This window comes from Saccharopolyspora soli, assembly GCF_022678645.1.
GTDB classification, from domain to species: domain Bacteria; phylum Actinomycetota; class Actinomycetes; order Mycobacteriales; family Pseudonocardiaceae; genus Saccharopolyspora; species Saccharopolyspora soli.
The window spans coordinates 25,110-48,859 of the sequence record NZ_JALBWV010000021.1 but is presented as its reverse complement, the minus strand read 5'-3'; the positions used below and the strand labels follow the sequence as shown (position 1 = coordinate 48,859).

Sequence of the window (23,750 nt, the reverse complement as noted above, 5' to 3'; positions counted from 1 at the left end):
GCGTCAGCAGCACCGATGAGATCTGTTCGGGTCTGTGAGTTGCATCAAGAAGGGGTGAGTGATGTTGTTGCAGTTCGACCCGTTCCGTGATTTCAACCGTCTGGCCAACGAGATGCTGCGTGCGAGCCGGACGCCCCAATCGATGCCGATGGACGTCTACCGGCTCGGTGACCACTACGTGATCGAGTTCGACCTGCCGGGTGTGGACTCGGACTCGTTGGAGCTGACCACTGAGAAGAACACGCTGACGGTGCGGGCTGAGCGCAGGACGCCTGCCCACGGTAGCGAGCAGGGTGAGGCGAGCTACCTGACCGCCGAACGTCCGCGCGGGACGTTCAGCCGCCAGCTGTTGTTGGGCGATGGTTTGGACATGAACAACATCGCCGCCGACTACAAGGACGGTGTGCTGACGGTGACCATCCCGGTCGCCGAGGAGTCCAAGCCGCGGCGCATCTCGGTGGGCCGTTCCAGCGAACGCAAGGTGATCGAAGGCTCCACGCAAAGCGGGAGCTGATCGCCCGAAGTACGGTCCCATTTCGGTCCCGGCGGGTTTCGGCCCCGCCGGGACCGAACCCTTGCCAGAGGTCAGGTTGCAGAGGAGGCCGCTGATGGCCAGCCGCTCCACGCCCAGTGCGTTCGACGACGCCGATTACCCGGCCTACACCATGGGCCGGGCGGCCGAAATGCTTGGTGTCACGCCTGATTTCCTGCGCAGCCTTGACCGCGCCGGCCTGGTCGAACCGGAGCGTTCGAGCGGCGGGCACCGCCGTTACAGCCGGGCGCAGCTCGCACTCGCCACCCGCGTCCGCGAACTCCTCGATCAGGGGCACACGGTGCTGACCACCGCATTCCGCGTCGCCGAGCTCGAACTCGAGCTCCACGCCGTCCGTGAGCGCAACGCCGAACTGGAGGCCGGAAGATCCCGTTCGCGATCATGATCGGCGCCTGGAAAGCCAGCAGGAAGCAAACCGCTGCGTGGAACGGCTGCGCACGATCTCGGCATAGGTGCACATTAGGGCTTCCAGCTCTCGAAACCGTTGCCCTGTAGGACTCTGTTGCTTATGACTCGCCAGAAGATCGGCAGTGGTCTGGGTTCCGGTCGGAGCAATCGTTCCGCCTGCGCCGCAGGATGCCGACGTCTCCTTGACTGATGCGTCGCTTCCCCTTTGCCGGGTCCCGTAACCCAGCGCTTACTTGTTTAGACTTTGATGTCGCGGATCTCGTCGATTGTGGTCCGCCCGCCCACTTCGCAGTACCCGGCCCGTTCGGAGACTCGTGCCCGTACCAGGGAGTTGTCGGCGCCCTGGCGCACGACGATGTCGCGGCCGAGGTATCCGGCCAGCCGCAGGGCAGCCGATCCGGTGGCGGCATCTTCGAACACGCCGCAGTACATGGCAAAGACCCGGGCTCGGACGTCACCGGCTTCGGTATTTTCCCATGCCCACGCCATTGCCCGGATGAGACCGCCGGGTGAGTTACGCAGTTGGTCTACGTCGTTGGGCGAGTTGAGTCCGACCAGATCCCATCGCGGTCCCCAATCCGGCTTGCCACGGACCCACGTCTCGTCTCCCTCCGCCCAGCAGTCGACCACTCCCGCGCTGACGTGCATCCGGTTGATCGATATTCCCTGGTTGGACAGCAGCCACGCGGTGCCCACCCGGGGATGGCCGGCGAAGGGCACCTCGGAGGCGGGGTCGAAGATCTGAACCTTGCCCTGCCGGAGGTCATCGACGAAGACTGTTTCGCTGAAGCCGACTTCGGTGGCGATCTCCTGCCTGCGGTCGGCCGGGATCGCGTCTCCGTGCAGGAAGACACCAAGAGGATTGCCGCCGCCACCGTTATCGTTGGTGAATACTCGCAGCACATGCATGTCGGCCATGTGATCGTTTCCTCCAATCGCAAATGAATCAGGGCGCGAGACGCGAGAAATCCCGTCGCGGCTCCGTCCTGTGGTGAGACGCGCCTAGTCGTCGGTGTCACGCGGGTTCTGTGGTCAGGGTTCGGTCGTGGCCGCAGGCTTCGTCTTCGGCGATTCACTGGAAGGTGCCGGAGTCTGCAGTGGAGGCTTCGTTGCGGGTGCGCCCTCCGAGCCCTGCGGCCAACTCACGCAAGGTCGGCAGGAGCAGATCGACTTCGTTTTCCGTGGTGCGCCAGTTGACGAACGCGGGTTTGAACGCTGAAACACTCTCTTCTGCTGCGGAGCGCGCGGTGACGGCTGGCGGGACGGTCGTCGTTCGAGTGATGCGTCAAGCCTCGCCGCATCGCTGCTGCAGGCGGTGTAACTGTGGCCGGGGCCTGGCCGCCGGGAAGGGTTCATTGTTTCGTTCTCGGTGTGGTGTCATTGGTCAGCGCCATGTCGACAGCGGCTTCGGCGTGGGCGACAGTCGTGTCGATGATGGGGACCGGGCTGTCCTCGGCCTTGACGAGGAGCCCGAACTCCGTGCAACCAAGGACGATGGCCTCGGCGCCGCGCTCGACCAAGTCGGCGATCGCCACCTTGAACTTCTCCAGTGTGCCGTCGAGATAGATACCCTTGGCCAGTTCCTCGAACAGGGCATTGTGGACGTTGTCCTGATGTGCGGCTTCCGCGATCAGCACCGTGACATCGCTATGCTGCCTCAGTCGGCCCACGAAGTAGCCACCGGTCATCGTGTAGCGGCTACCGAGCAACCCAACGGTATTGAACCCACCGTCCAGGATTCTCCGGGCCGTTGGATCGACGATGTGGAGAAAGGGCAGTCCGACAGCCCTCTCAATGTGATGAGCGACGGCGTGGACGGTGTTGCACGCTACGAGAAAGAAGTCAGCTCCGGCAGCCTTCAGCTTTCGTCCTTGGGTGGCCACCAGATCGGCGACGATATCCCACCGTGCCTCGCGCTGGTTGTGTTCAATCGTCGCGAAGTCGGTCTGGGCCAGCACCAGCTTCGCGCTGTGCGGAGCAGTGTTGGTCATGCGTTGCGCGATCAATTCGTTGATGATGCGGTAGTAGACGATCGAACCAGGCCACGCGATGCCTCCGACGACCCCGATGGTTCTCACGTGAGTGCTCCTTCCTTGACCTGGGCTGCGGAACGAGACGGCTGGTTCGTCAGGCGCCCTTGCAAGCGCGCCAGCAGCGCAGGATGGCGTGGACGGCGGTCTCGATGTCGGTGCGGGTGGTGGCGGCGTCGCAGATGCTGATGCGCATGGCGCGGTGGCCGTGCCAGCGGGTACCTCCCGCCCAGCAAGTGCGGTCCGCTTGCACGGCGGCGATAACCGCGTCGGTGGTCTGGTCGTCGTCGAATTGCACCAGGACTTGATTGAGCGCTGTCGGGACGAGAATCCGCGCTCCCGCGGCGTCGAGCAATCCCGCCATCCGCTTGGCGTGCGCGCACAGCCGGTCGACCAGTTCGGCGATGCCTCGACGTCCGCGACTGGCCAAGATCGCCCAGATCTCAGCCCCGCGGGCGCGTTGGGACATCTGCAGACCGAGGTGGGCCGCCGCGCGTTCGGCATCGGTGGCGAAGTACGCGGCGTCGAACGCCATGGCCCGCCGTAGATCCGCCGGCACGCGGCAGATCGCGATGCCGGAGTCGTACGGCGCGTTCAGCCATTTGTGGGCGTCGGTGGCCCACGAGTCGGCCAGTTCCACGCCATCGACAAGGTGTCGCTGCGTCTCGGATGCGGTGGCCCACAGCCCGAAGGCCCCGTCGACGTGTACCCAACCATCCTGGTCGTGCACGAGCGGGATGATCTCGCGGAAGGGGTCACTGTGGCCGGTGTTGACGTTACCGGCCTGGAGCAGCACGAGGGTGCGGTCGTCGACGGAAGGGAATTCGTCGACGAGCACCCGGCCGCATTCATCGGTCGGCGCCGGCGTGACGTCGTCGGTGCCGAAGCCGGCCGCGCGCAGTGCCTTCGCGACCGAGGCGTGGATCTCCGCCGAGGCGATCACCCGCAACGGGGGTGCCCCAGTCAGGCCGCGCCGCTCGACACTCCACCCGGCGCGGTGCAGCAACGCGTCCCGGGCAGCCAGGATGCAGGTCAGGTTGGCGATCGACGCGCCGGAACAGAACGCGGCGATGGCCGTGTCCGGTAGCCCGAGCAGTTGGCATGACCAGCGCGCGGCCAGTTCGTCCAACAGCGCCGCGACCGGTGACATGACCGGCAGCGCGACATTCTGGTCCCAGGCGGCCACCAGCACAGCCGCCGCCGACGCGGCGGGATCGGTCCCGCCGTTGACGAACCCGAAGTATCGGCCTCCGGTGGAAGCCACCGTGGCCGGGGAACCGAGCTCGTCGAGCATCGCCAACACGTCGCTCGGGGGAACCGGTTCGTCGGCGAGCTCCCGCGGAAACCCAGCGAGGTCGCGCAGAGCCTGCTCAGTGGGGAACACCTCGCGTTCCCGGCTCGCCGAGACGTAGGTCGCGGCCCGCTGCGCGGCGTCGAGCACGAGCCGGGACTGGAGAGTGTGCTGGTCGGCAACGCTTGATCTCGATGACATGCCATCAGTCTCGGTAACTGGCTCTCGAAAACAAGAGCCACTTGATGGCAGACTGGCACCATGCCCGTGGCGCCGCAGCACGTAACGCCGGAACATCTGAAGGCGAGGCTGTACGGATGGCAGGACCGGCCGGGCCCGCTGTACCTGCGCCTCGCGGAAGCACTTCGCGCCCTGGCCGAGACCGGCGCGGTCAACACCGGTACCCGGCTGCCGTCCGAGCGAGCCCTGGCCGCCACGCTGAACGTCTCGCGCAACACCGTGACCGCCGCCTACGGCCAACTCCGCGACGACGGCTGGCTGGTCGGACGCCGGGGTGCCGCGGCACGCGTCGGGGCCAACACGCGGACACCGGACGGTCAAAGCGCGCCGGCCGATCCTCTCGCGAACTTGTTCACCACCGGAGCACGTCCTGATCTCGACCTGACGATCGCCAGCCCCAGCGCCGCGCCCGCCGTTCTCGACGCCCTTGCCCGCCCACACGTGCTGCTGCCCGAGTTCGCCACGCACGACGCCGGCTACTACCCTGCCGGGCACCCCATCCTGCTCGACGCCATCGCAGGCAAGCTCCGCCGGGACGGCATCGACGCCGACCCCGAAGAGATCGTCGTCACCAACGGCGCCCAACAGGCGTTGGCCCTGGTCGCCGAGGCGTTGCACCGGCCACGCCGACCGGTCGCGCTGGAGGCGGTGACATACCCGGGAGTCATTGACGCGGTCCGCCGGCGAGGCCGTAGCCAACTCGTGGCCCTGCCAGTCGACGCCACGGGTCTGCGGGTTGACGTGGCAGCCCGCGTGATCCAGGCGACGACCCCGGCCGCGGTCTACCTGACAACTTTCCAAAATCCAACTGGCAACGCGCTCAGCCAAGCGGAGGCCGACGTCGTCCTGTCGGCGGCTGAGGCAAGCCGAACGACGATCGTGGAAGACCGCGTTCTCGCCGATCTTCCGCTCGACCGACAGGACCCGCCGACACCACTCGCCGCGCTGAATCCCAGCACGGCTGTGGTGACGATCGGAAGTCTGTCCAAAGTGTTCTGGGGCGGGCTACGGATCGGTTGGATCCACACCAACCGCACACTCGCCGCCCACCTGCGCACCCGTCGACGTGCACTCGACCTGGGCAGTCCAGCCCCGATGCAGTTCCTCGCCGCCTGGCTGCTTGAACACTGCTCCGGCGACACTCACCGGTGGCGAATCCGCCAACTCCAGGACTCGTTGGCCGCACTCACCACAGCGATCTCGGCTGCGGATCTCGACTGGCGATACCAGCAGCCCGCCGGAGGTCCGAACCTGTGGATTCAACTACCCCGCGCCACGGCCGGCACCTACGCCGATCGGGCGGCCCGATACGCCGTCCCTGTCGCAGCCGGCAGCACCTTCGCCCTTACCGCAGATATGGCCGGGGAGATGATCCGAATTCCCTTTTACCGATCGCCGAACGAGTTGACAACCGCAGTCTCCGCGCTCGCCGTAACCTGGCGCCGGCACTTACAAACAGACGGCCACAGCACGCGGCCAGTCCGGCGCGTGGCAGAAGAAATGCCACGAATCTGAGACTGATCTCGGGGTGGCGGCGGATCTACTTGGGGAGATGAGCGGCAGAGTCCCCCTGCTACGGTGCGCCGATGTCAGCGATCAAGAAGTTCCAAGTCACCTTTGACTGCGCAGAACCTGAGCGTCTCGCTCGTTTCTGGTGCCAGGTGTTGGGGTACGTCATACCGCCACCACCAGAGGGGTTTGCCACTTGGGACGATTTCAAGCGTTCGCAGCCACCTGAGCAGCGGGATTCATGGTTCGCCTGCATAGATCCATCAGGCGTGGGCCCGCGACTGTACTTCCAGCGCGTTCCCGAGGGGAAGGCCGTCAAGAACCGGGTGCATCTTGATATTCGGGTCGGCACCGGACTCGTGGGTAAGGAGCGCCTCGCCGCACTTGAGGCCGAATGCGCGCGACTGGTCCCTCTCGGTGCGGTACACGTGCAAACGCTGTACGACGGCAACGATGCGTGCATCCCGATGCTGGACATCGAGGGCAACGAGTTCTGTATCGACTGAGCATTCTCTGAGCCGGGGCGGCGGGGAGCCGCCTCCCTTGGGTCTCTCCGGACTCGTATGGGGCGGGAATTACCCCGTGAGAGCAAGGTTGTGCAGCCGGGCGATGCCGAGCATGGCGGTGTGAACGCCGTCGCCTCTCAGACGGCAGTCACGAAGGATCTTCCAGGCTTTCATCCGGGCGAACACGTGCTCGACGCGCGCGCGAACCTGCTTGTGGGACCGGTTGTGTTCCTCTTTCCAGTCAGAGAACTCTTCGCCCTTGCGGCGACGGTGCGCGCGGGCGAGGGCGACATTTACTGGGAGCTCCCTATGGTGACTCGCGCCGATCGCAGCCAAGCAGTAGTCACAACCGCCGGAGAAGGGGCGATTACCCGAGAACCAAAGCCGCTTGGACACCACCGGCCACAACGTCGCGGCCAGTCGCCTCTCGTGCGGTACTCAGTCAGGGGTTCGGTCAATCGAGCGCGGGCCCGCGCATGGGCGAGGCCGTTGGACAGCGAGCTGAGGCGGCTCGTAGCTTCGTGCGCACAACGACCGCAGCTGCTCACGCGCCTGCCCGTGTTCCTGACCGTTGGGGCGCCGGGGTGCCCGCCGATCAGGCAGCGGGAGGGCCAAACAACGCCGGTCAAGCCCGGATCGGGCGCTATCGGGACTCGGCCTGCAGCGAGCAAACGCGCCAGCCGGGTCTCCGGCGACAGTCGCCGTTGTTCGCCTCGTCGCAGCGTCGCACAGGGCTTGCAGCCGCCGAGGTCCTGCTCGATGATGGCCGCGCTGAGCCCGGCGCGGGTCCCTCGGTCGGCGACGTTCTCCCCGGCCGGACCGGCGCCGATGACGATGACGTCGAACACGCTGCCGACGCTGGTGGTGTCGACTCTGGTGGTGTGGTCGGTCATGTCAGTTGCTCCCGCCGGTGTTCCGGCTGGCGTTGCGTCCGAGGCGCAGCGCGGAGATGAGGAAGAAGATGCCGCCGAGCAGGGCGTAGCCGGCCAGGTTGCGCAGCGAGGCCTGCGGGGCGGCGGCCTGCAGGAGGAACGAGATCCCGGCGAGCGTGGAGATGGCGCCGCTGGCGATCATCGCCCACTGGCCTCCGAGGTCGCGTCGCCGTAGCAGGGCGACGATGAGCTGGACGAGGCCCGCTACGACGGCCCAGACCCCCCACACCCGCAGGACCGCCGGAATGCCGGAGGTGACCGCGAAGACCAGCCCGCCGGCGGCGATCACACTGATCGCGATGTTGACGTAGAGGCCCAGGGCGGACCGGTTCGCTCGGGAGGAGCGGGCATCGACGACGGCGGCGGCCACGTCGAACAGCGGGTAGATCACGAGCAGGGTCGCGCTCACCGGCCCGATGCTCGACGCGGTCAAGAAAAGCACGACAGCCCAGATCAGAGCGAACCCGAAACGAATGAAGTAGAGCCGACGAAGCGCCAGCGCGACGGTAGCAGGGGCAGTGGTCGTGGTCATGACAGATTCCTTCCAAGGAAAGCCGTTGAATCTGGTGTGTGCGGTGACCTGCTGGTCGGTCAACCGCAGCGTGGCGGCCGCAGCGTTCGACGAGTCCAAACTGACGGTGCCACCTAGCAGAAAGACCGTTCTCTCTCTCGCAGTGCGTAGCCTGGCATGACTCGTCGGCGATTGCAAGACCGATCGTTCTTTCTGTTACGGTGAGGTCATGGCCACACGGACACACCCCGCGCCCGACAGCCCGAACGGCAACCCGTCGGGAGAGCCGGTCCGGTCCGAGGCGCGGGAGCGGCTGCTGTCCACGGCCAGCGGGCTGTTCTACCGCGAAGGCATCCGGGCGGTCGGGGTCGAGCGGATCCTGGCCGAGGCTCCTGCCACGCGGGCGACGTTCTACCGGCACTTCCCCTCGAAAGAAGACCTCGTGGTCGCCTACCTGCGCGGCGTCGACACCGACATGCGGGCCAGCGTGCAGGCCACCATCGAGGCCGCGCCGTCACCGGCCGACGCACTGCGCGCGATCGGGACTGCCGTCGCCGACAGCCTGGCCTCGCCGGAGTTCCGCGGCTGCGCGTTCCTCAAGGCCGCCGCCGAGTACCCCGACCCCGACGACCGGGTGCGCCGGGTGATCCTCGAGCACCGAGCCTGGTACACGACCACGCTCACCGAACTCTTCGCGCAGGTCTTCGGGGACTCATCGCGGCGCGGCAAACCAGAGCACGCCGCACGGCACTTCGTCATGATGCGCGACGGCGCCATGAGCGGTGCCCACCTCGACGGCGTCGACAGCGTCGGCGCCGCGTTCCGCCGCGGTGTCGAGGGCCTGCTCACCGTCCTTCACTGAGCAGCCGCACAGCATCGGGTCTATAGCTGGAAGTCGCAGTTCGGTCGTCGGTCAGTCATGTGTCTTGGTGACAGTTAGCGCTCACAAGTGCCAACTACTGCTCACAGTCACAGTGTCCTCGGCGTGAGCCAGCCGCCCCTCTGACAGTGCTCCCGAGCCTTCGTTTCAACGATCCGCGATGTCTTCCGGCCGTGCGGGATTCTAAAACTCGGGCCATCAGGGCTGATCTGCGGTTTCACGCCGCCGGTTCGTATTCGTTGATCAGACCTCCCAGAACCGGTCGGCGCCTGATCCGTTCATGATTGGGGTTGTGGACGGGGTGGTCTGCCCGCGGAAGCCGAAGCTGGTGACCCCGGTGCGGCCGCCGACCGTTGTAGTGCCGCACGTACTGGTTCAGCACGGCCCGCAAGTGTCGTTCACCGAAGATCAGCATGCAGTCGGTGAGCTCGCTTCGCACGGTGAGCACGAATCGCTCGGCGAAGCAATTCGCTCGAGGACAGGCCGGAGGAATCTTCACAACCTCGATGCCGGCAGCAGCCAGGACGGCGTCGAACGATGCCGTGAACTGCCCGGCCCGGTCCCGGACAAGGAACTTGAACTCCGCGGCCCGGTCGCCGAGATCCATCAGAAAATTGCGAGCTTGCTGCGTGGTCCACGCTCCGTCCGGGTGTGAGGTCACACCGAGGATGTGCACGAAGCGGCTGCTCACCTCCAAGGTGAACAGCACATAGATGCGTTTGAGCGTCACGGCACAGTCCACCTGGAAGAAATCGACGGCAAGCATCGTCGACGCTTGCGTGCGCAGGAACTGACGCCACGATGTCTCGGTCTGGCGCGACGGTGCTGGCGAGATCTTCCTTCGTTTGAGGTTCCTGCGGATCGTTGACGCGCCAACACGGTGGCCCAGCTTGAGAAGTTCGCCCTGGATACGCTGATAACCCCACGTGGTGTTTTCCCGCGCCATCCGAACGATCAGCGCGGCAATGTCGTCATCGATCGGTGGGCGTCCGCACCGATGCGGGAAGGTCCACTTCTTCGCCACCAAACGACGATGCCACCGCATCACCGTGCCCGGCGTGACCAGCCGATGCCCACGCAGCCCCTTGGGCAGGAGCCGGATGAACGCCGAAAACACAGCCCGGTCCGCCCAGTCGAGCCGCGGCTTCGGAGTTCTGCCGGTGCGACGCTCGGCGGATGCCTGTCGCGCGGCAGCGAGCGCGTAGTGCTGGAATCACCGACCTTCAAGCCGGCGCGGAGCTACTTCAGGCCCGAGCGGACGAAGGCGTTGACGATGCGACGCTGCGGAACGAGGTAGAGGGCGAAGACGGGCAGGCAGGCCAGACCTGCTGTTTTCATCAACGGGCCCCAGCGGAACCGGTTGGGCGAGCGCGTTTGGCCCTGCACAAGGGGCGGTTTCTGGCCCTGGCGAGACCTCGTCCGTCCTGGTGGGAGTCGATGTGCGTGGGAGGTGGTCGGGTGTGCGGTGGCGCCAAGTATCAGGATCCGCCGCCAGCAAGGCGTCGGTCGGGTTCTCTTTGGCCAGGCGCATCCCGCTCTTGGGCCGCATGCCGGTCCGGTTCTCATTGGTCTCCGAACGGTTCGTCCGGACCGTGGTGGCCAGGAAACAGGAACCGCACAGTAGCTTCACGTAGGCGTCACAGCCCTGGCGTCTCGAAGGCGATCTTCGCGATACTCCAGTGCTATGAAGGTTCGCTGGCTGCAGGCTGGCCTGCTCGGGGCCGCACTGCTCCTCGTCGTCGCAACGGTCCTGCAATTGGTCGGTCTCTTGCCGGAGCTGAACCCATTTGGCCGGGAGACCATAGATCGCAGCCAGCCTGCCGTGCTGCGATCGATGAGAGACTTGAGCCAGTACCACGCTGCGGTCGGCGACTACCAGGTGGTGATCGACGTCGAGAAGGACGTGAAGGGCGTGCCATCGGCGCTCGCAGGCGAGCGCACGCTGTTCGTTGCCGCCGGTACGGTCAACGCGTACGTCGACTTCGGCCGTCTGGCCGATGACGGTCTGAACGTGTCGCCGGACGGGACGTCCGTACAGGTAAAGCTACCAACACCGGTGTTGGACAAGCCGAACATCGACAACCGGCGAAGCTATGTGTTCAGCCAGCAGCGCGGCTTGATTGACCGCCTCAACGCGATCGTGGAGACCCCGACACAGCAAGAGTTCTACGTCGCAGCGGAACAGCGGATCGCTGATGCGGCAAAGGAGTCCGGCTTGGTCGACCGGGCCAGGGACAACACCAAGGTAATGCTGACCGGCATGCTGCAAGCACTCGGCTTCCGCCAAGTCACCTTCGTGGACGACGAGCCATGAGCGGGCGCTCCGCCAATTGGCGCCACAGCCATCTGCAATCCCCGGACGAGCAAACGGATCCGCGCGGCCACCCAAGTCGGCGAAGCGATTTTGAGGTCGTCGGAGAACAGCAGCTGGCCGTCGACGTGGTCATCCGGGCGGACGCACCCGAACAAATTCGCCAAAATGCTCGGACCGTCTGGTCACGACAACCGACGGGTCGGACCGTCTCTGCTGCCCGTTCAAGGCTGGTCCATTGAGGACCACCAGCGGCATGACGCGATGTACCGGCGGGCTGGGATCGACCTAGCGACCCAGTCCCGAGTCGGGCTCGGCTCGGTGTGGGGAGGGAGCTCGATCCGCCAAATTGGTGCCATCGCCGAGACCTTACGACGTCAAGGCGAACCCGACCAAGGTCAAGGGCGGAACACCGGGCGCCACCAACACCCGTGCTGCGGAGACCAGGCGGATCACCAGGCTCTACGGCGTGCCGCTGGAAGTCGTTCCGTTCAACGGGAACTCCGAGGTGCAGGCGGCGCTGCCCGGCGGCAACGTCACGGTCGGCTTCGTCCATGCCTCGCAGGACGTCCTGTCCGCCAGCGAGTCCGGTCTGCTGCGACCGCTGGCGGTGGGTACTCCGCAGCGGTTGAACTACCTCGACGCGCCGACCTTCGTCGAGTTGGGTATCCCGAACTTGTCCACAGCACGACGACGTCCAGCGTGCTGGCTTTGCAGGAGAAGCCCGACGAAGTGGTGCGCAAATTACGTCCCCCAGCAATTCTCGGCAGTGCCGAGTTGGCCTGCGTGTTCGCACAAACCGAAGAAACCTTCCGCAGCGCGGTCGGCAACTGAGCCGGATCAGTCGGGACGCAGTACGACCTTTTCGTAGTTGTTGGCGAAGAAGGCGACGAAGGCCAGCGCCTCCGGGATGCCGCCGGTGCTGTTGCTGGTCGCCGACAGCAGGGTCGTGCTGTCCTGGCCCCGCACGCCGTACAGGGTGAACCGGCGGTTCGGCGGCAGCCCCCGCACGTTGAGGGTGATCTCGTCGATTCCGGGCAGGGCGCGGATGAACGCCGTGCCCGTCCCAGGAGTCGCCTGCACCTCCACCGGCAAGCCCTCGATCCGCATGTCCAAGCCCTGCCGACCCAGGTTGGCGGTGCTGGCGGGGCCGCTGCGCGCGACGTAGACCAAGGCCATCGGGGACTGCCCGATGCGGAGCGTGTCGATCACCTCCATCCTCCTGGTGTCGATCACGTCGACAGAATCCGAGTTCTGCAACCCCACGTAGACGCGGGTGTTGTCCGGACTGGGCCAGATGCCGTGCGAACCGGCGCCGTGGTTCTGGATCCGCTTGACCAGCTCGGGTTGTCCGCCCTGCGGTGCGCGGCGGTAGACGAGGGTCTGGTTCAGGTCACCGATCGTGACGTAGGCGTAGTCGACGCCGTCGACGGTGACGAAGTTGGGGTGGTTGGTCCGCGGCCCGGTGTCCAGTACGGCCTGGACCCGGTAGGTGTCGGTGTTGACGACCGTGGTGGTCCGGCCGTTGTTGGGCATGCCCAGCCAGATCTCCTTGCCGTCCGGGGAGATCGCTTCGTCGGACGAGCCACCCGCTTCGGCCGGGAGCGCGACGCGTTGCACGATGCGGCGGCTTGCCACGTCGATGACGTCGAGCGCGGACGCCCGCAGGTGGTTGACGTAGGCCAGCCGACCGTCCGGGCTGAACACGACCTTCGACGGGCCGTCCTCGGTGCGGATGCGGTCGAGGACTTGGTTGTTGCGCCAGTCGATGACCGCGACCGTGTCCTGGCCGCGCTCGGCGATCCACAGTTGGTTGCCGTCCGGGGAGAAGAACCCCTCGTGCGGGGCGCGACCGACGTAGATCGTGCGCAGCACCTGGTTCGTGGCGGTGTCGACGACGTGCACGGCGTTGCTGGTCACGTCGATGACGCAGAGGTGCTGGCCGTCGCGGGAGAACCCGAGACCGTGCACGTCGATCTGCCCGTGGTACATGGCCCCCAGCACGTCCGCGTCGGGGGCCATCCGGGGTTGCCCCAGCGCGATCGTCCCCAGCACGGTGCCCGCCTTCGGATCGATCACGCTGACCGTGTTGGAGTCCTGGTCGGCGGTGTAGACCCGGTCGTTCGGCGAGACCGGCTGGGCGCCGGGCAGTGCGGGGGGCTGCGTAATGGCGGGTGGTTCCGGCGGGGCAGCGGGGGCGCTCGGACCGCAGGCCGACACGAGGGCCAGGGAAACCGCGCTCAACACCGCCACGGGCAGACGCGCCCTGCTCCGGGTGGAACGCGGAAAGCGTTGTGACAATCGCATGATCCTGCCCCCGGCAAGAGGTATCAGCAGCGCAAGTTACCGTTCTGTCGGCGTTGTACCGCTCGGAACTGGGATGTTGTTAATACCCCTGTGCGGCATGCTGTTTAGTGTCGTCGCGGTTAGCGCGTACTGCATGTCCTGGTAGTGAACTGTGTCTGGCGTGGTTGAATGCACATGATGTGGTGTGCGTTCGAGCCAGGTGTGCTTCGCTCCAGTTAGGTCGACGTGGCGGCCGTCTCGGCTGGCGAGTGCGGTGGCGCTTCGTTGAGGTCGGCGCGGATGTAGGTGGTGGTTGTGCCGGCGTCGCCGCTGGTGCTGTCGGTGTGACCGGCGAAGGCGCGTGTGACGGGGTAGCCGAAGCGGCGCTCGACCCATTTCAGGATGGTGTGGCGCAGCCAGTCGGTGCTGATCTGCTGGGTGGCCACCCACGGGAGGTGGTGGCCGATCCGTGCCCAGAGGTGGTCGTACTGGCGGGTGGTGATCGGGCGCCCGTCGCGGTACCGCAGCAGCTGTCCACCGGGTGCGGCGGCGTCGCGTTGGTCAGCGTGGTCCTGCAGGTGCCGCATCAGAGTCGGTGAGACCGGCTGTGTCGACCAGCACTGCACGGGTGCGCACGTGATGGCCGACGGCTACCAAGGCAACCCCAGCGTGATCATGCCGTATCGCAAACCCGGTGACGGCAGCGAACTTCCCAACTGGAAGCAGGAACTCAACACGGTCCACAAGCGCGTCCGAGCCCGCGTTGAGCATGCCCTGGCGCATATGAAGTCCTGGACCATCCTCCGCAACTGCCGACGCAAACGCGACGGCGTCTGGCACGCCGCCAGGGGTGTAGCCCTCATGCGCAACCTCACCATGACCCACTACACAACCCGCCACACGGTTAAAGACCGCGCTTTCCCTTGCCCAGCACCACAAGTTGATCAACACGGGACGGGCTTTAGGGTGAGACACTTGGCCAGCTCGCATAATCAACAGTTCACGCGTTCTCTGGTCTTGTAAGCGTGTGTGGTCGCCGGGGGCGTAGCGGCGCCAGGTGCTTCCTGTCGCGGTCGCGGTGCGGACGGCCTGTTGGTGGGTCTATCCGAGCATCGTAGCGACGATGGGGGCTCATGCTTGGAGAACGAGCGCTGAAGCGCCGCTGTTCTGCCGCGACGAGTGGGATTTCCGTGCTGGCGTAGGCGTTTTTCGATCGTGTCAGCGGTCATGGACTGGCCACCGCGGCGTCCAGGGAACAGCCAGCGGACATCGCGGTTGGTGGCAGTGGTGAGGTTGATCCGCTGGGTCGATGTGCTGGTGAAGTAGTCCGGCGAAGGGTCCCTGTCGCCGGCGGGGTGAGTCCGATATGTTGATGTTGGCATCTCGCCAGGAGAGCGGTACTTGACAAGCGTATGGCACAAGGCGGCTTGGGGGAGGGGAAAGTGGCACGCCCCGGACAGGTAGTCGCCGAACGGTACCGGCTGCTCAAACGACTGGAACAAGGCGGCCAGGGCGAGGTGTGGCTCGGCGCTGACGAGCGGCTCGAAGACCGGCCGGTCGCGCTCAAGCGGGCGCTGCACGACGGCACCCAGGCGGAAGCCAACCGCATCAAGAAGGAGGCCGAAGCGCTGGCGCATGTGCATCACCCGAACGTGATCAGCGTGCTCGACGTGGTCCAGGACCGCGCGGACGACCAGCTGCTTGGGGACGGTGATATCGGGGACGCGTGGGTGGTCATGGAATTCGTGCGCGGTGGCCGGACCCTGGCCAGCCTCGGCCGGGTGACTCCGCTCGAGGCCGCCCGCTATGGCGCGCAGCTCGCCGGTGGTCTGGCCGCCGCGCACGCCGCAGGCATCCTGCACCGGGACGTCAAGCCAGCCAACGTGCTGATCACCGACGAGGGGTTCGTGATGCTCGCGGACTTCGGCATATCCCGGGTCCGGCACTCCGATGAGACTCTGATCCCTGAGGGGAAGTTCGCCGGCACGCCCGGTTATATCGCGCCCGAATACGTACGGGGCGGGGCCTACACCGCCAAATCCGATGTCTTCTCCGTCGGGGCCACGCTCTACCACCTGCTTGAGGGAACCACCCCCTTCGGCGTCGGCTCCGGCGACGCTCTGATCGCCAAGGCCCGCGATGGAGCCGCGATCACGTCACCACAAAACGCGGGCCCGCTCGCGCCGATCCTGGTGCAGATGCTCGACCACGACCCCGCCCGTCGGCCCACCCTCAGTACCGTCCGCGAGAAGCTCGCGACCCTGTCCGGCGACCGCGCCTTGGGCACCGAAGCAGCACGCTGGACCCGGTCACAGCGCGCGGCCGTCGTCGGCTTCGCACTCGTGGTCTTGGCCGGTGTCGGCACCTGGCTCGCCTTGGGCCTTGCCCCAGGGGCGCCGCCAGAACTCCCGACTGACGGTGGCGGTAGTGCGGCCGATGCGGAAATGCCTTCTGGAACCACGAGTTTCACCAGCATGATAGGCGACGAGGCCACAGCCGACCCGTGCGCGCTGCTCGACACCGACGCGGTGGCCGAGTTCGGCAAGACCCGGCTCGATCCCGGCAGCGACATCTTCAACAGCTGCCACCTGCTCGTCACCGAGCCCGATGGTGCCGAGATCGAGGTCGACGTCGAGATCTACCGTTCGGACGCCGAGCCCGACGGCGAGGTGGACATGATCGGATCGATTGGCGTCGTGCACGACGACGAGGACCTGCCTGAAAGCTGCGGGCGGGAACTGTTCCTGCCCGATGACGTGCACATCATTTCCGTGGAGGCGGCCCGCGAGCGCGACGGTCAGGCAGACCTGTGCGCCTTGGCGGACGCCACCGCGCAGCATGCCGCACGCGTGCTCAACGCAGGACAGATCCCTCGGCGCTCCGGGCAGCCCGACCTCGGTTCCCTTATCGGGCTGAGCGCTTGCGACCTGTTCGACGCCCAGACACTTGAGTTGCTCCCCGGGGTGGACGCTCAGCACCCCGCGGTCAGCTACGGCGAATGGGAGTGCAACTGGTTCAGCACCACCAGTGACGACCGGCTGAGGGTCCTGTTCCAGCGCAGCGAACCCACCCAGGACGGGCAGTGGCTCAAGCTCGCCGGACATGACGCCGTCGTCCAGCGCGATGCGTGGGATCCGGATTCGTGCCTGGTGAGCGTGGTCAACCGCTTGCCAGTGCCCACCGGCGGCGAGGACGCGCGGGCCGAGCTCGTGCGCGTGCTGGTCTTCAACGACGACCCTCTGGAGCAGCGATGCGCCTTGGCGACCCGGTTCGCCGAGGCGGCCGCCGCCCGCTTGCCCGCAGGGTGAGGTAGTACCTGCTTGAGAGGGTCCCATCCGGCGCTGCGACGCTCGCCCCACCCGAGTACCTGGAGGTCGGCATGGGCATCACGAGGACGCCGAAGCAGAACCGGCTCGACCCGAGGCACGGCAGCCTGGCTCGCGGTGTCACCGCCCCAGCCCCAGGAGAGCTCTTCGCGCTCTCAGTCACCGGCGGGGTCCGGTTCCGCCCGCAGGTGGAATGTTCGGTGACCTTCGGCCTCAACCGACCGGAGGTGTTGCGGAACCGGGATGGGCGGGTCGCCGAGTTGGAGGCTGATCTCGGCGGGGTCGTCGATCACGTCATCAAGGGTGAGTTTCAGGATGCGCGCGAGGGCCTCGGCGTAAAGCAGCATAAGCAGCGCGACGACGCGAGTCAGCAGCGGAATCGTCTCGTCATGAGCAGGGTGCGGAGCGTGGTGAGGCGGTGCCGCTGGCCGAGCGGCGCAGGTTTGGCCGTGCTGCTGTGCGGGATCGTCACGCTGATCAGGAACCGCACTGCCACGCGGAATCCGACGACCCCAACCAACCACCACCGGCTGCCTCCGACTGACCAACCGCCCTCTTCCCGACGGCGACACCGACGCCTCCTGAACGTCCACACCGGACCCCGTGCTTTTACGTTTTGCAGGCGTGGGCGTGGAACCTGGCTTGGTTGCGGGTCGGTACACGGCGCGGACTCGTTGGGCGAGTTGGACGAGTCATTCCCCCTCCGCATCAACCCAGCATGGCACGGTCCCGCAGGCTCGGCGCACGCCTCGGGCCGCGTGGCATCGCTGTCATGGGCGGCGCGCTGACCGCGGGCATCGAGGTTGCGGCGGCAGGTCCGGTCATCAAACGGAACCAAATGCTTGCCGGGGAGGTGGCCCGGCGCGGTAGGGACGGCTGCACGGTCCCGGGGTGGCGCGTGCGAAAATGGCCGCCGGGGAGTGTGTTTCTTCGATCTGCGGGGGCGCGGGTGTGACGGCACGGATTCCGGTAGTTGTGTTGGCGGGCTATCTGGGCTCCGGCAAGACGACTCTGCTGAACCACCCGCTGCGCAACAACGAGGGGCGCCGGATCGGCGTGCTGGTCAATGACTTCGGCAGCATCAACATCGACGCGATGACCGTCGCCGGTCAGGTCGACGTGGCGATATCGCTGGAGAATGGGTGTCTGTGCTGCGCCGTGGACTCCGACGGCGTGGACCCGATGCTGGACCGGTTGGCCTACCCAGGTGCTCCCGTCGACGCCATCGTGATCGAGGCCAGCGGTATCGCCGAACCGCGACAGCTGGTCCGGCTCGTGCTTTCCTCGGAGAACCCGCACATCGAGTTCGGCGGCATGGTGGAGGTCGTCGACGCCGCCGAGTTCGACGACACCCGGGCCCGCCACCCCGAGCTGGACGACCACGTCCGCTTCGCGGATCTCGTCGTGGTCAACAAGATCGACCGCCTCGGGGGAGCCGACCGGGAGCGAGTGATCGGCACCGTCCGGGAGATCGCTGACGGGGCCGTGCTGGCCACCGAGGACGGCCGGATCTCGCCGGGCGAGTTCACCGCGGAAGCGCCGGGACAGCGGTTCGTCGGCGACATCACCTACCTCAAGATCGGTGAAGAGTGGCTGTATCTCGCGACCGTGATCGACCTGGCCACCCGCATGGTCGTTGGATGGCAACTGGCCGACCATATGCGCACCAGCCTGGTCGTCGATGCCCTGGACATGGCGATCATCCACGGACACCTCGACCTGGACGCGGTGTTTCACTCCGACCGCGGAACGCAATACACCTCCGCCGAGTTTCCCGTTTCTGCAAGGACAATCACGTTCGCACCAGCGTTGGGCGCACCGGTGTGTGTTGGGACAACGCCGCCGCCGAATCGTTCTTCGCTTCACTGAAAAACGAGATGTATCACCGAGAACCGTTCCCCACCCGGGCCCGCGCCCGCTTCGCCGTCGCCGACTACATCGAAGTGTTCTACAAGCGGCAGTCGGCGACCGCTATCCCGCGCAGCACATGGCGAATTTCGACAGCAAGCACTGACCGGGCGAATCCCCCCACCAACAATCTGGAGCGCGCCACGTGTTCGTAAGCTGGGACGCGGCGAGGCCAGGCGACCCGTCTGCAGGTGCGGGGACCAGCACCGTTGCTCCCCGCACCGCCTACCGACCGCCGCGCACGATCCAGACAACAGGAGCCCCCATGGCCGACACAGTCCTTACCCGGCAGCAGATCCTCGACACCACCGAGGACGTGCTGCGGCGGTATGGCCCGGCCAAGGCCACCGTCGCCGACGTCGCCCGCGTCCTCCGGGTCAGTCCCGGGAGCATCTACCGCCACTTTCCGACCAAGGCGGCGCTGCGCGAGGCGGTCACCCGCGACTGGCTCGATCGCATCCACGCCGGTCTGGACGAGATCGCCACAAGTGACACACCCGCCCCCGATCGGTTGCGGCAGTGGCTGACCACGTTGTTCGACGCCAAGAAGAAGCACTCCCATGACGACCCGGAATTGTTCGCCACCTTCAGCGCACTGACCGCCGAACACGGCGACGTCGTCACCGAACACGTACGGGACCTCACCCAACAGATCAGGAAGATCGTCCTAGCCGGTGTCGAACGCCGGGAGTTCGCCGACACCGACGTCGACGCGGCGGCAGACGCGGTCTTCGCAGCGACGACAACGTTCCACAACCCCCTGCACGCCGCAGAGTGGACAAAACCCGGAACCGACGCGGTCTTCCAGGCCGTGACGGACCTCGTCATCGCCGGGCTGGTCCGCGGCTGACCGTCCACCACCTGGAGCCAGCAATATCGGTCTCCGGTACATATTCGACACGCGGCGGTGTTCACCGTTCTCGCAGCCACCGCGCCGGCTGGCCCGAACGGCACGAGCACGTTCACGAGAACCTCCCGCAGCACGACGACCACGCGACGCTGATGATCACGACATACTGCGGACTGTGGCGGTAGGCGGCGGAGAACTCGCTCGCCAGGATCGATCGCGCTGTCGAGGAGAACGACACCAGCTCAGGCTGCGTGGCACTGCGGCCTGCCCGGCGAGCGTGTCCATGCCTGTACCCGCCAACTCGGCCATTCTGGCCACCCGGTTACCTCATCCGGGGCCTTGCTTCCGTGGCAACCGCGACCTCGGTGAGCGTCGCGGCAACGGAGCTCATTATCCGATCAGGAAGATCTATTGTGGACGACTCTTTACCGCGTCACAACAAGGGCGCCGTTCAGGCTGTCAGCCGTCGAGCCACCACCACGACGTACCGACAGTCCTCAGTGGCGTCGTTGAGGACTGTCCGCTGCCGAGGCTTGCCGAGTTTGAACCTGTCACCCGCCTCGAAGTCCGCAAGTGCTCCGGTCGACTCCACCAGCCGAGTCCGGCAAACCGGGGCAACGCCATTGTGTCCGGACAACGGGGCCAAGCTCACTGCAAGCGCTGTTGATCCCTTCGGATCGATTGATCCTGGTGTGGGTTTCAGGCACGGGGCACGATAGTAGCCATCGCACGATCGATCGCTTCGGTGAAGGTGCCGTTCGCGCGTCCGGCGAGCCAGGAATGCTGTGCAGCCAGCAGGCAGGCGAAGGCCGCTCCGGCGATCGCGCCCGGCGCAGGGTCGTCGGCCGCGTACGGCGAGCCCGACGCCGCCGCGCGTTCGCGCAGCGCGGCCTCGGCCGCCCCCTGCATCCGCTGCAGTTTTTCCAGGTAGCTGGCCAGCAGTCCCGGGGTGGCGAACACGATGCGCTTGGACATGCCGACGGCTTCGGCGATGTCGTCGATGGTGGTCGCCTCGTAGCCATAGATCGTCGAGCCGCTCTACGCCAGTCGTTTGCAGACCTGGCGCAACGCCCAGGACAAGTAACCCCTCGCTTCGAGGGCACTCACACGAAAGGACAGCATCATGGCGAAGACCATTGTCATCACCTGTGCCAGTGACGGGATCGGCGCCGCTGGCGCCCGCCAGCTCCGCAAGAACGGCCACGAGGTCGTCGTCGTGGGGCGATCCCGCGAGAAGACTCTCGCCGTGGCGCGAGAATTGGGAACCGACCATTTCCTCGCGGACTTCACGAAACTCGACGAGGTCCGCGAACTCGCCGCGAAGCTGAACGACGCATACCCGCGCATCGACGTGCTGGTCAACAATGCCGGCGGCATCTTCGGTGACCGCGCCAAGACCGTCGACGGCTTCGAGAAGACCTTCCAGATCAACCACCTCGCGCCGTTCCTGCTCACCACCGTGCTCATGGACAACCTGATCGCCAGCCACGCGTCGGTGATCCAAACCTCGAGCTCCGGGGCGCGCCTGTTCGGCAAGCTGAACCTCGATGACCTCGACCACGACAAGGACTTCACTCCGCACCTGGCCTACGGCACCGTGAAGCTCGAGAACGTCCTGTTCACCAAGGAACTCCACCGCCGCTACCACGCCAAGGGCGTGTCCGCCGCGGCGTTCCACCCCGGCGCCGTGGCCACCAGCTTCGCCACCGAGTCCGACAGCTTCATGAAGCGCATCTACAACAGCCGCATCGGCCGCGCCTTCATGGTCACCCCCGAAAAGGGAGCCGACCGAATCCGGGACCTACTACGAAAAGCGCAAACCCGCCAAGCGGAACAACCCACAAGCGCTCGACGCCGGCCTCGCTCGCAAACTGTGGGATCGTTCCGCCCAGCTGATCGGCCAGCAGGTCGGCTGATCGCCGTACCCGCACGGCCGGGGAAATCCGGCTGTGCGGGTTGACCACCCATCGGACGAAGGGAGTCATCACCCAGAAAAGCGCCACCGACACCCGCAACCGCCCCATGCATGTCGTCACCTTTCGCACGCCCTTCGCCCCGCTCGGCGTCACGCTCGGCCACGACCACGCAGCCGTACGCGAGGCACAGCGGTAGTCCGCGCTGTGACGTCTGACGCAGAATGAATGACGGTTCTTCAAATTCGTCAGTCGTCAGCGTAGGGTGGTCCTTGGTCGAACGTTGACCGGGGATCAATGAGGAGAGGAAGCACGACGATGGACAAGCGCACGCTCGGCACGCACGGGCCGCGGGTTTCGAAGCTGGGGCTCGGGGCGATGGGCATGTCGGATCTGTACGGCCCCGCAGACGATGCGGAGAGCATCGCCACGATCCACGCGGCGCTCGACGCGGGGATCACGCTGATCGACACCGGGGACTTCTACGGCTCCGGCCACAACGAACTGCTGATCCGGGACGCGCTCCGGCAGCGCAACCGCGACGACGTGGTCATCAGTGTCAAGTTCGGCAGCCGGCGCAGCCCGGACGGCGGGTTCCAGCCGGCGCCAGCGGACACCGACCCGGTGGCGGTCAAGGACCGGCTTTCGTACACGCTGCGCCGGCTCGGTACCGACCACGTGGACATCTACCGGCCGACGCGGCTGAACCCGAACGTGCCGATCGAGGACACCGTCGGCGCCATCGCCGAGCTGGTCCAGGCCGGCTACGTGCGCCACATCGGACTGTCCGAGGTCAGCGCGGCGACGCTGCGGCGGGCCGCCGCGGTGCACCCCATCAGCGACCTGCAGATCGAGTACTCGCTGCTCTCCCGCGGCATCGAGACCTCCATCCTGCCCACGGCCCGCGAGCTGGGCACCGGCATCACCGCCTACGGCGTGCTCTCCCGTGGTCTGCTGTCCGGCCACTGGACGCCGGATCGCGAACTGGCGGGCAACGACTTCCGCGGGCACTCGCCGCGCTTCCAGGGCGAGAACCTCCGGGCGAACCTCGCCCTCGTCGACGCGCTCGACAAGGTCGCCCGGTCGATCGGTGCCACCGTCGCGCAGGTCGCGATCGCCTGGGTCGCCTCGCGCGGGTCGGACGTCGTGCCGCTGGTGGGCGCGCGGCGGCGGGATCGCCTGCAGGAGTCCCTTGCGGCCGCCGAACTAGTCATGACCGAGGACCACCTCGACGCGATCGAAGCAGCCGTGCCGGCAGGCGCCGCCGCCGGTGACCGCTACCCCACCCAACACATGGCCGCCTTGGACAGCGAGCGCTGACCAAGTCAAGACGGGAGGATCGCTATGTCCAAGGTCATCGTGGTCACGGGGGCGGGTACCGGGATGGGCAGGCTCGCCGCCCGTTCGCTCGCCCTGGCAGGTCACACCGTCTACGCGAGCATGCGGGGCATCGAGTCCCGCAACGCCGACAAGGCCGCGTCGGCCCGCGCCTTCGCCGAAGAGCACAAGGTCAACCTGAAGGTTCTGGAGCTCGACATCCTGTCGGCCGAGTCGGCGCAGGCCGCCGCGGACTCTGTCCTAGCCGAACAGGGCCGCGTTGACGTGCTGGTGCACAACGCCGCACACCTCTATTTCGGGATCACTGAGGCGTTCACCCCCGAGCAGCTCCTGCGCGGGCTGGACACCAATGTGGTCGGGGCGCTGCGGGTCAACCGTGCCTTCCTGCCGATAATGCGCAAGCAGCGGTCCGGCCTGTTGCTCTGGGTCGGCAGTGGGTCGACGAGGGTGGTTCCGCCATTCCTGGGGCCGTACACGGCAGCGAAAGCCGCGTTCGACTCCTTCGCCGAGTCGGTCAGCTACGAGACGATCAAGTTCGGCATCGACACCACCATCGTCATGCCCGGCATCTTCGTTGACGGCACCGCCCACTTCCCCAAGGCTGAGTCAGCGTCCGACACCGAGGTTCAGCAGCAGTACCTGGAGATCTACCAGCCCTACCTCGATCGCAACGAAGTGGCCTCGCGGGGAATGACCCTGCCCGGTCTGACCCCGGACGTGCAGAGCGTCGCCGACGAGATCGTCCGCGTCGTCGACCTGCCCGCCGGCACCCGCCCGTTCCGGACCACGGTCGACTTCACCGGCGTCGGGGACATCCCTGTCAACGAGGCCGCGGCTCGCAGCCGCCATCAGTTCATCGCGCGGTTGGGCTTCGGCGACCTACTGCCTACCGGGCCCGCCGTCATCGACGGGCGCGGGATCGATCGCACCGACGTTACCTAAGCTCCATCCGGTGCGG

The 23,750-nt window shown here is 66.4% G+C and carries 23 protein-coding genes and 3 pseudogenes; 15 read left to right on the top strand and 11 right to left on the bottom strand.

The genetic code is table 11. The features are described from left to right. Nucleotides 1–61 precede the first annotated feature (61 nt). Together MOQ72_RS17765 and MOQ72_RS17760 are read left to right on the top strand one after the other, a co-directional pair. Nucleotides 62–514: an Hsp20/alpha crystallin family protein gene (locus tag MOQ72_RS17765; protein ID WP_242184846.1), complete on the top strand. Its 453-nt coding sequence runs from the start codon at nucleotides 62–64 to the stop codon at nucleotides 512–514. Nucleotides 515–608: 94 nt separating this feature from the next. After that, complete coding sequence (locus MOQ72_RS17760) at nucleotides 609–938, top strand: MerR family transcriptional regulator (protein ID WP_242184845.1); 330 nt, start codon at nucleotides 609–611, stop codon at nucleotides 936–938. A gap of 260 nt (nucleotides 939–1,198) precedes the next feature. Here MOQ72_RS17760 and MOQ72_RS17755 read toward each other — a convergent pair whose 3' ends face one another. The 3 genes from MOQ72_RS17755 to MOQ72_RS17745 form a co-directional block, all read right to left on the bottom strand. After that, nucleotides 1,199–1,879 carry a PhzF family phenazine biosynthesis protein gene (locus MOQ72_RS17755; protein WP_242184844.1) on the bottom strand — a complete coding sequence of 227 codons (681 nt, stop codon included), beginning with the start codon at nucleotides 1,877–1,879 and terminating at the stop codon, nucleotides 1,199–1,201. 434 nt (nucleotides 1,880–2,313) lie between these two features. Then, the gene (locus MOQ72_RS17750; protein WP_242184843.1) at nucleotides 2,314–3,039 is read right to left on the bottom strand and encodes an aspartate/glutamate racemase family protein; all 726 of its coding nucleotides are present in this window, start codon (nucleotides 3,037–3,039) and stop codon (nucleotides 2,314–2,316) included. 49 nt (nucleotides 3,040–3,088) lie between these two features. Further along, complete coding sequence (locus tag MOQ72_RS17745; RefSeq protein ID WP_242184842.1) at nucleotides 3,089–4,483, bottom strand: pyridoxal phosphate-dependent decarboxylase family protein; 1,395 nt, start codon at nucleotides 4,481–4,483, stop codon at nucleotides 3,089–3,091. A 60-nt stretch (nucleotides 4,484–4,543) separates the two neighbouring features. Here MOQ72_RS17745 and MOQ72_RS17740 point away from each other — a divergent pair, with 60 nt between their 5' ends. Then, the gene (locus MOQ72_RS17740; RefSeq protein WP_242184840.1) at nucleotides 4,544–6,037 is read left to right on the top strand and encodes an aminotransferase-like domain-containing protein; all 1,494 of its coding nucleotides are present in this window, start codon (nucleotides 4,544–4,546) and stop codon (nucleotides 6,035–6,037) included. Nucleotides 6,038–6,108: 71 nt separating this feature from the next. Next, nucleotides 6,109–6,537 carry a VOC family protein gene (locus tag MOQ72_RS17735; protein WP_242184839.1) on the top strand — a complete coding sequence of 143 codons (429 nt, stop codon included), beginning with the start codon at nucleotides 6,109–6,111 and terminating at the stop codon, nucleotides 6,535–6,537. A 69-nt stretch (nucleotides 6,538–6,606) separates the two neighbouring features. Here MOQ72_RS17735 and MOQ72_RS17730 read toward each other — a convergent pair whose 3' ends face one another. Both MOQ72_RS17730 and MOQ72_RS17725 read right to left on the bottom strand, forming a co-directional pair. Next, nucleotides 6,607–6,864 carry a transposase gene (locus MOQ72_RS17730; RefSeq protein ID WP_372495450.1) on the bottom strand — a complete coding sequence of 86 codons (258 nt, stop codon included), beginning with the start codon at nucleotides 6,862–6,864 and terminating at the stop codon, nucleotides 6,607–6,609. A 567-nt stretch (nucleotides 6,865–7,431) separates the two neighbouring features. Beyond that, a complete protein-coding gene (locus MOQ72_RS17725) occupies nucleotides 7,432–8,001 on the bottom strand; it encodes a hypothetical protein (RefSeq protein ID WP_242184838.1) in 570 nt (189 codons plus the stop codon). 208 nt (nucleotides 8,002–8,209) lie between these two features. Between MOQ72_RS17725 and MOQ72_RS17720 the strand changes: the two genes are divergently transcribed. Next, entirely contained in the window at nucleotides 8,210–8,842 is a 633-nt protein-coding gene (locus MOQ72_RS17720) for a TetR/AcrR family transcriptional regulator (protein ID WP_242184837.1), read from the top strand. Between the two features lie 235 nt (nucleotides 8,843–9,077). On the opposite strand, the gene MOQ72_RS17715 is transcribed toward MOQ72_RS17720, so the two are convergent. Beyond that, nucleotides 9,078–9,977, bottom strand: coding sequence for an integrase core domain-containing protein (locus MOQ72_RS17715; RefSeq protein ID WP_242184836.1), 900 nt, complete (start codon nucleotides 9,975–9,977; stop codon nucleotides 9,078–9,080). 567 nt (nucleotides 9,978–10,544) lie between these two features. Between MOQ72_RS17715 and MOQ72_RS17710 the strand changes: the two genes are divergently transcribed. Continuing rightward, nucleotides 10,545–11,174, top strand: coding sequence for a DUF4230 domain-containing protein (locus MOQ72_RS17710; protein WP_242184835.1), 630 nt, complete (start codon nucleotides 10,545–10,547; stop codon nucleotides 11,172–11,174). Between the two features lie 349 nt (nucleotides 11,175–11,523). After that, entirely contained in the window at nucleotides 11,524–12,042 is a 519-nt protein-coding gene (locus MOQ72_RS17705; RefSeq protein ID WP_242184834.1) for a tripartite tricarboxylate transporter substrate-binding protein, read from the top strand. On the opposite strand, the gene MOQ72_RS17700 is transcribed toward MOQ72_RS17705, so the two are convergent. After that, nucleotides 12,012–13,424: a YVTN family beta-propeller repeat protein gene (locus MOQ72_RS17700; protein ID WP_242184833.1), complete on the bottom strand. Its 1,413-nt coding sequence runs from the start codon at nucleotides 13,422–13,424 to the stop codon at nucleotides 12,012–12,014. The genes MOQ72_RS17705 and MOQ72_RS17700 overlap by 31 nt on opposite strands. A 269-nt stretch (nucleotides 13,425–13,693) precedes the next feature. Next, nucleotides 13,694–14,044 carry a hypothetical protein gene (locus MOQ72_RS17695; RefSeq protein ID WP_242184832.1) on the bottom strand — a complete coding sequence of 117 codons (351 nt, stop codon included), beginning with the start codon at nucleotides 14,042–14,044 and terminating at the stop codon, nucleotides 13,694–13,696. Nucleotides 14,045–14,096: 52 nt separating this feature from the next. Here MOQ72_RS17695 and MOQ72_RS45615 point away from each other — a divergent pair. Together MOQ72_RS45615 and MOQ72_RS17685 are read left to right on the top strand one after the other, a co-directional pair. After that, nucleotides 14,097–14,339 (top strand): annotated as a pseudogene (locus MOQ72_RS45615) (transposase); the annotation flags it as partial. 530 nt (nucleotides 14,340–14,869) lie between these two features. Then, complete coding sequence (locus tag MOQ72_RS17685) at nucleotides 14,870–16,765, top strand: serine/threonine-protein kinase (RefSeq protein WP_277954263.1); 1,896 nt, start codon at nucleotides 14,870–14,872, stop codon at nucleotides 16,763–16,765. Between the two features lie 173 nt (nucleotides 16,766–16,938). On the opposite strand, the gene MOQ72_RS17680 is transcribed toward MOQ72_RS17685, so the two are convergent. Together MOQ72_RS17680 and MOQ72_RS44540 are read right to left on the bottom strand one after the other, a co-directional pair. Then, nucleotides 16,939–17,076, bottom strand: a complete 138-nt coding sequence (locus MOQ72_RS17680; protein WP_242184829.1) for a hypothetical protein — start codon at nucleotides 17,074–17,076, stop codon at nucleotides 16,939–16,941. Nucleotides 17,077–17,150: 74 nt separating this feature from the next. Then, nucleotides 17,151–17,279, bottom strand: coding sequence for a hypothetical protein (locus MOQ72_RS44540; protein ID WP_277954262.1), 129 nt, complete (start codon nucleotides 17,277–17,279; stop codon nucleotides 17,151–17,153). Between the two features lie 410 nt (nucleotides 17,280–17,689). Between MOQ72_RS44540 and MOQ72_RS45610 the strand changes: the two are divergent. The 3 genes and pseudogenes from MOQ72_RS45610 to MOQ72_RS17670 all read left to right on the top strand — a co-directional run. Continuing rightward, nucleotides 17,690–18,250 (top strand): annotated as a pseudogene (locus MOQ72_RS45610) (CobW family GTP-binding protein); the annotation flags it as partial. 54 nt (nucleotides 18,251–18,304) lie between these two features. Continuing rightward, a pseudogene (locus tag MOQ72_RS45605) lies at nucleotides 18,305–18,741 on the top strand (IS3 family transposase); the annotation flags it as partial. A gap of 215 nt (nucleotides 18,742–18,956) precedes the next feature. Then, entirely contained in the window at nucleotides 18,957–19,541 is a 585-nt protein-coding gene (locus tag MOQ72_RS17670) for a TetR/AcrR family transcriptional regulator (RefSeq protein WP_242184827.1), read from the top strand. Nucleotides 19,542–20,240: 699 nt separating this feature from the next. On the opposite strand, the gene MOQ72_RS17665 is transcribed toward MOQ72_RS17670, so the two are convergent. Next, nucleotides 20,241–20,516, bottom strand: coding sequence for an acyl-CoA-like ligand-binding transcription factor (locus MOQ72_RS17665; protein WP_242184825.1), 276 nt, complete (start codon nucleotides 20,514–20,516; stop codon nucleotides 20,241–20,243). Between the two features lie 148 nt (nucleotides 20,517–20,664). Here MOQ72_RS17665 and MOQ72_RS17660 point away from each other — a divergent pair, with 148 nt between their 5' ends. The 3 genes from MOQ72_RS17660 (at nucleotide 20,665) to MOQ72_RS17650 (ending at nucleotide 23,734) form a co-directional block, all read left to right on the top strand. Continuing rightward, nucleotides 20,665–21,501 carry an SDR family NAD(P)-dependent oxidoreductase gene (locus MOQ72_RS17660; RefSeq protein WP_242184824.1) on the top strand — a complete coding sequence of 279 codons (837 nt, stop codon included), beginning with the start codon at nucleotides 20,665–20,667 and terminating at the stop codon, nucleotides 21,499–21,501. 271 nt (nucleotides 21,502–21,772) lie between these two features. Then, nucleotides 21,773–22,774, top strand: a complete 1,002-nt coding sequence (locus MOQ72_RS17655; protein ID WP_242184823.1) for an aldo/keto reductase — start codon at nucleotides 21,773–21,775, stop codon at nucleotides 22,772–22,774. A 24-nt stretch (nucleotides 22,775–22,798) separates the two neighbouring features. Continuing rightward, nucleotides 22,799–23,734, top strand: a complete 936-nt coding sequence (locus MOQ72_RS17650; protein WP_242184822.1) for an SDR family NAD(P)-dependent oxidoreductase — start codon at nucleotides 22,799–22,801, stop codon at nucleotides 23,732–23,734. The last annotated feature ends 16 nt before the right edge of the window (nucleotides 23,735–23,750 follow it).

Coding starts and splice junctions, on each gene's coding strand:
- MOQ72_RS17765 (WP_242184846.1), top strand. CDS start 62: ATGTTGTTGCAGTTCGACCCGTTCCGTGATTTCAACCGTCTGGCCAAC.
- MOQ72_RS17760 (WP_242184845.1), top strand. CDS start 609: ATGGCCAGCCGCTCCACGCCCAGTGCGTTCGACGACGCCGATTACCCG.
- MOQ72_RS17755 (WP_242184844.1), bottom strand. CDS start 1,879: ATGGCCGACATGCATGTGCTGCGAGTATTCACCAACGATAACGGTGGC.
- MOQ72_RS17745 (WP_242184842.1), bottom strand. CDS start 4,483: ATGTCATCGAGATCAAGCGTTGCCGACCAGCACACTCTCCAGTCCCGG.
- MOQ72_RS17740 (WP_242184840.1), top strand. CDS start 4,544: ATGCCCGTGGCGCCGCAGCACGTAACGCCGGAACATCTGAAGGCGAGG.
- MOQ72_RS17735 (WP_242184839.1), top strand. CDS start 6,109: ATGTCAGCGATCAAGAAGTTCCAAGTCACCTTTGACTGCGCAGAACCT.
- MOQ72_RS17725 (WP_242184838.1), bottom strand. CDS start 8,001: ATGACCACGACCACTGCCCCTGCTACCGTCGCGCTGGCGCTTCGTCGG.
- MOQ72_RS17720 (WP_242184837.1), top strand. CDS start 8,210: ATGGCCACACGGACACACCCCGCGCCCGACAGCCCGAACGGCAACCCG.
- MOQ72_RS17710 (WP_242184835.1), top strand. CDS start 10,545: ATGAAGGTTCGCTGGCTGCAGGCTGGCCTGCTCGGGGCCGCACTGCTC.
- MOQ72_RS17695 (WP_242184832.1), bottom strand. CDS start 14,044: ATGCGGCACCTGCAGGACCACGCTGACCAACGCGACGCCGCCGCACCC.
- MOQ72_RS17685 (WP_277954263.1), top strand. CDS start 14,870: ATGGCACAAGGCGGCTTGGGGGAGGGGAAAGTGGCACGCCCCGGACAG.
- MOQ72_RS17670 (WP_242184827.1), top strand. CDS start 18,957: ATGGCCGACACAGTCCTTACCCGGCAGCAGATCCTCGACACCACCGAG.
- MOQ72_RS17665 (WP_242184825.1), bottom strand. CDS start 20,516: ATGTCCAAGCGCATCGTGTTCGCCACCCCGGGACTGCTGGCCAGCTAC.
- MOQ72_RS17660 (WP_242184824.1), top strand. CDS start 20,665: ATGGCGAAGACCATTGTCATCACCTGTGCCAGTGACGGGATCGGCGCC.
- MOQ72_RS17655 (WP_242184823.1), top strand. CDS start 21,773: ATGGACAAGCGCACGCTCGGCACGCACGGGCCGCGGGTTTCGAAGCTG.
- MOQ72_RS17650 (WP_242184822.1), top strand. CDS start 22,799: ATGTCCAAGGTCATCGTGGTCACGGGGGCGGGTACCGGGATGGGCAGG.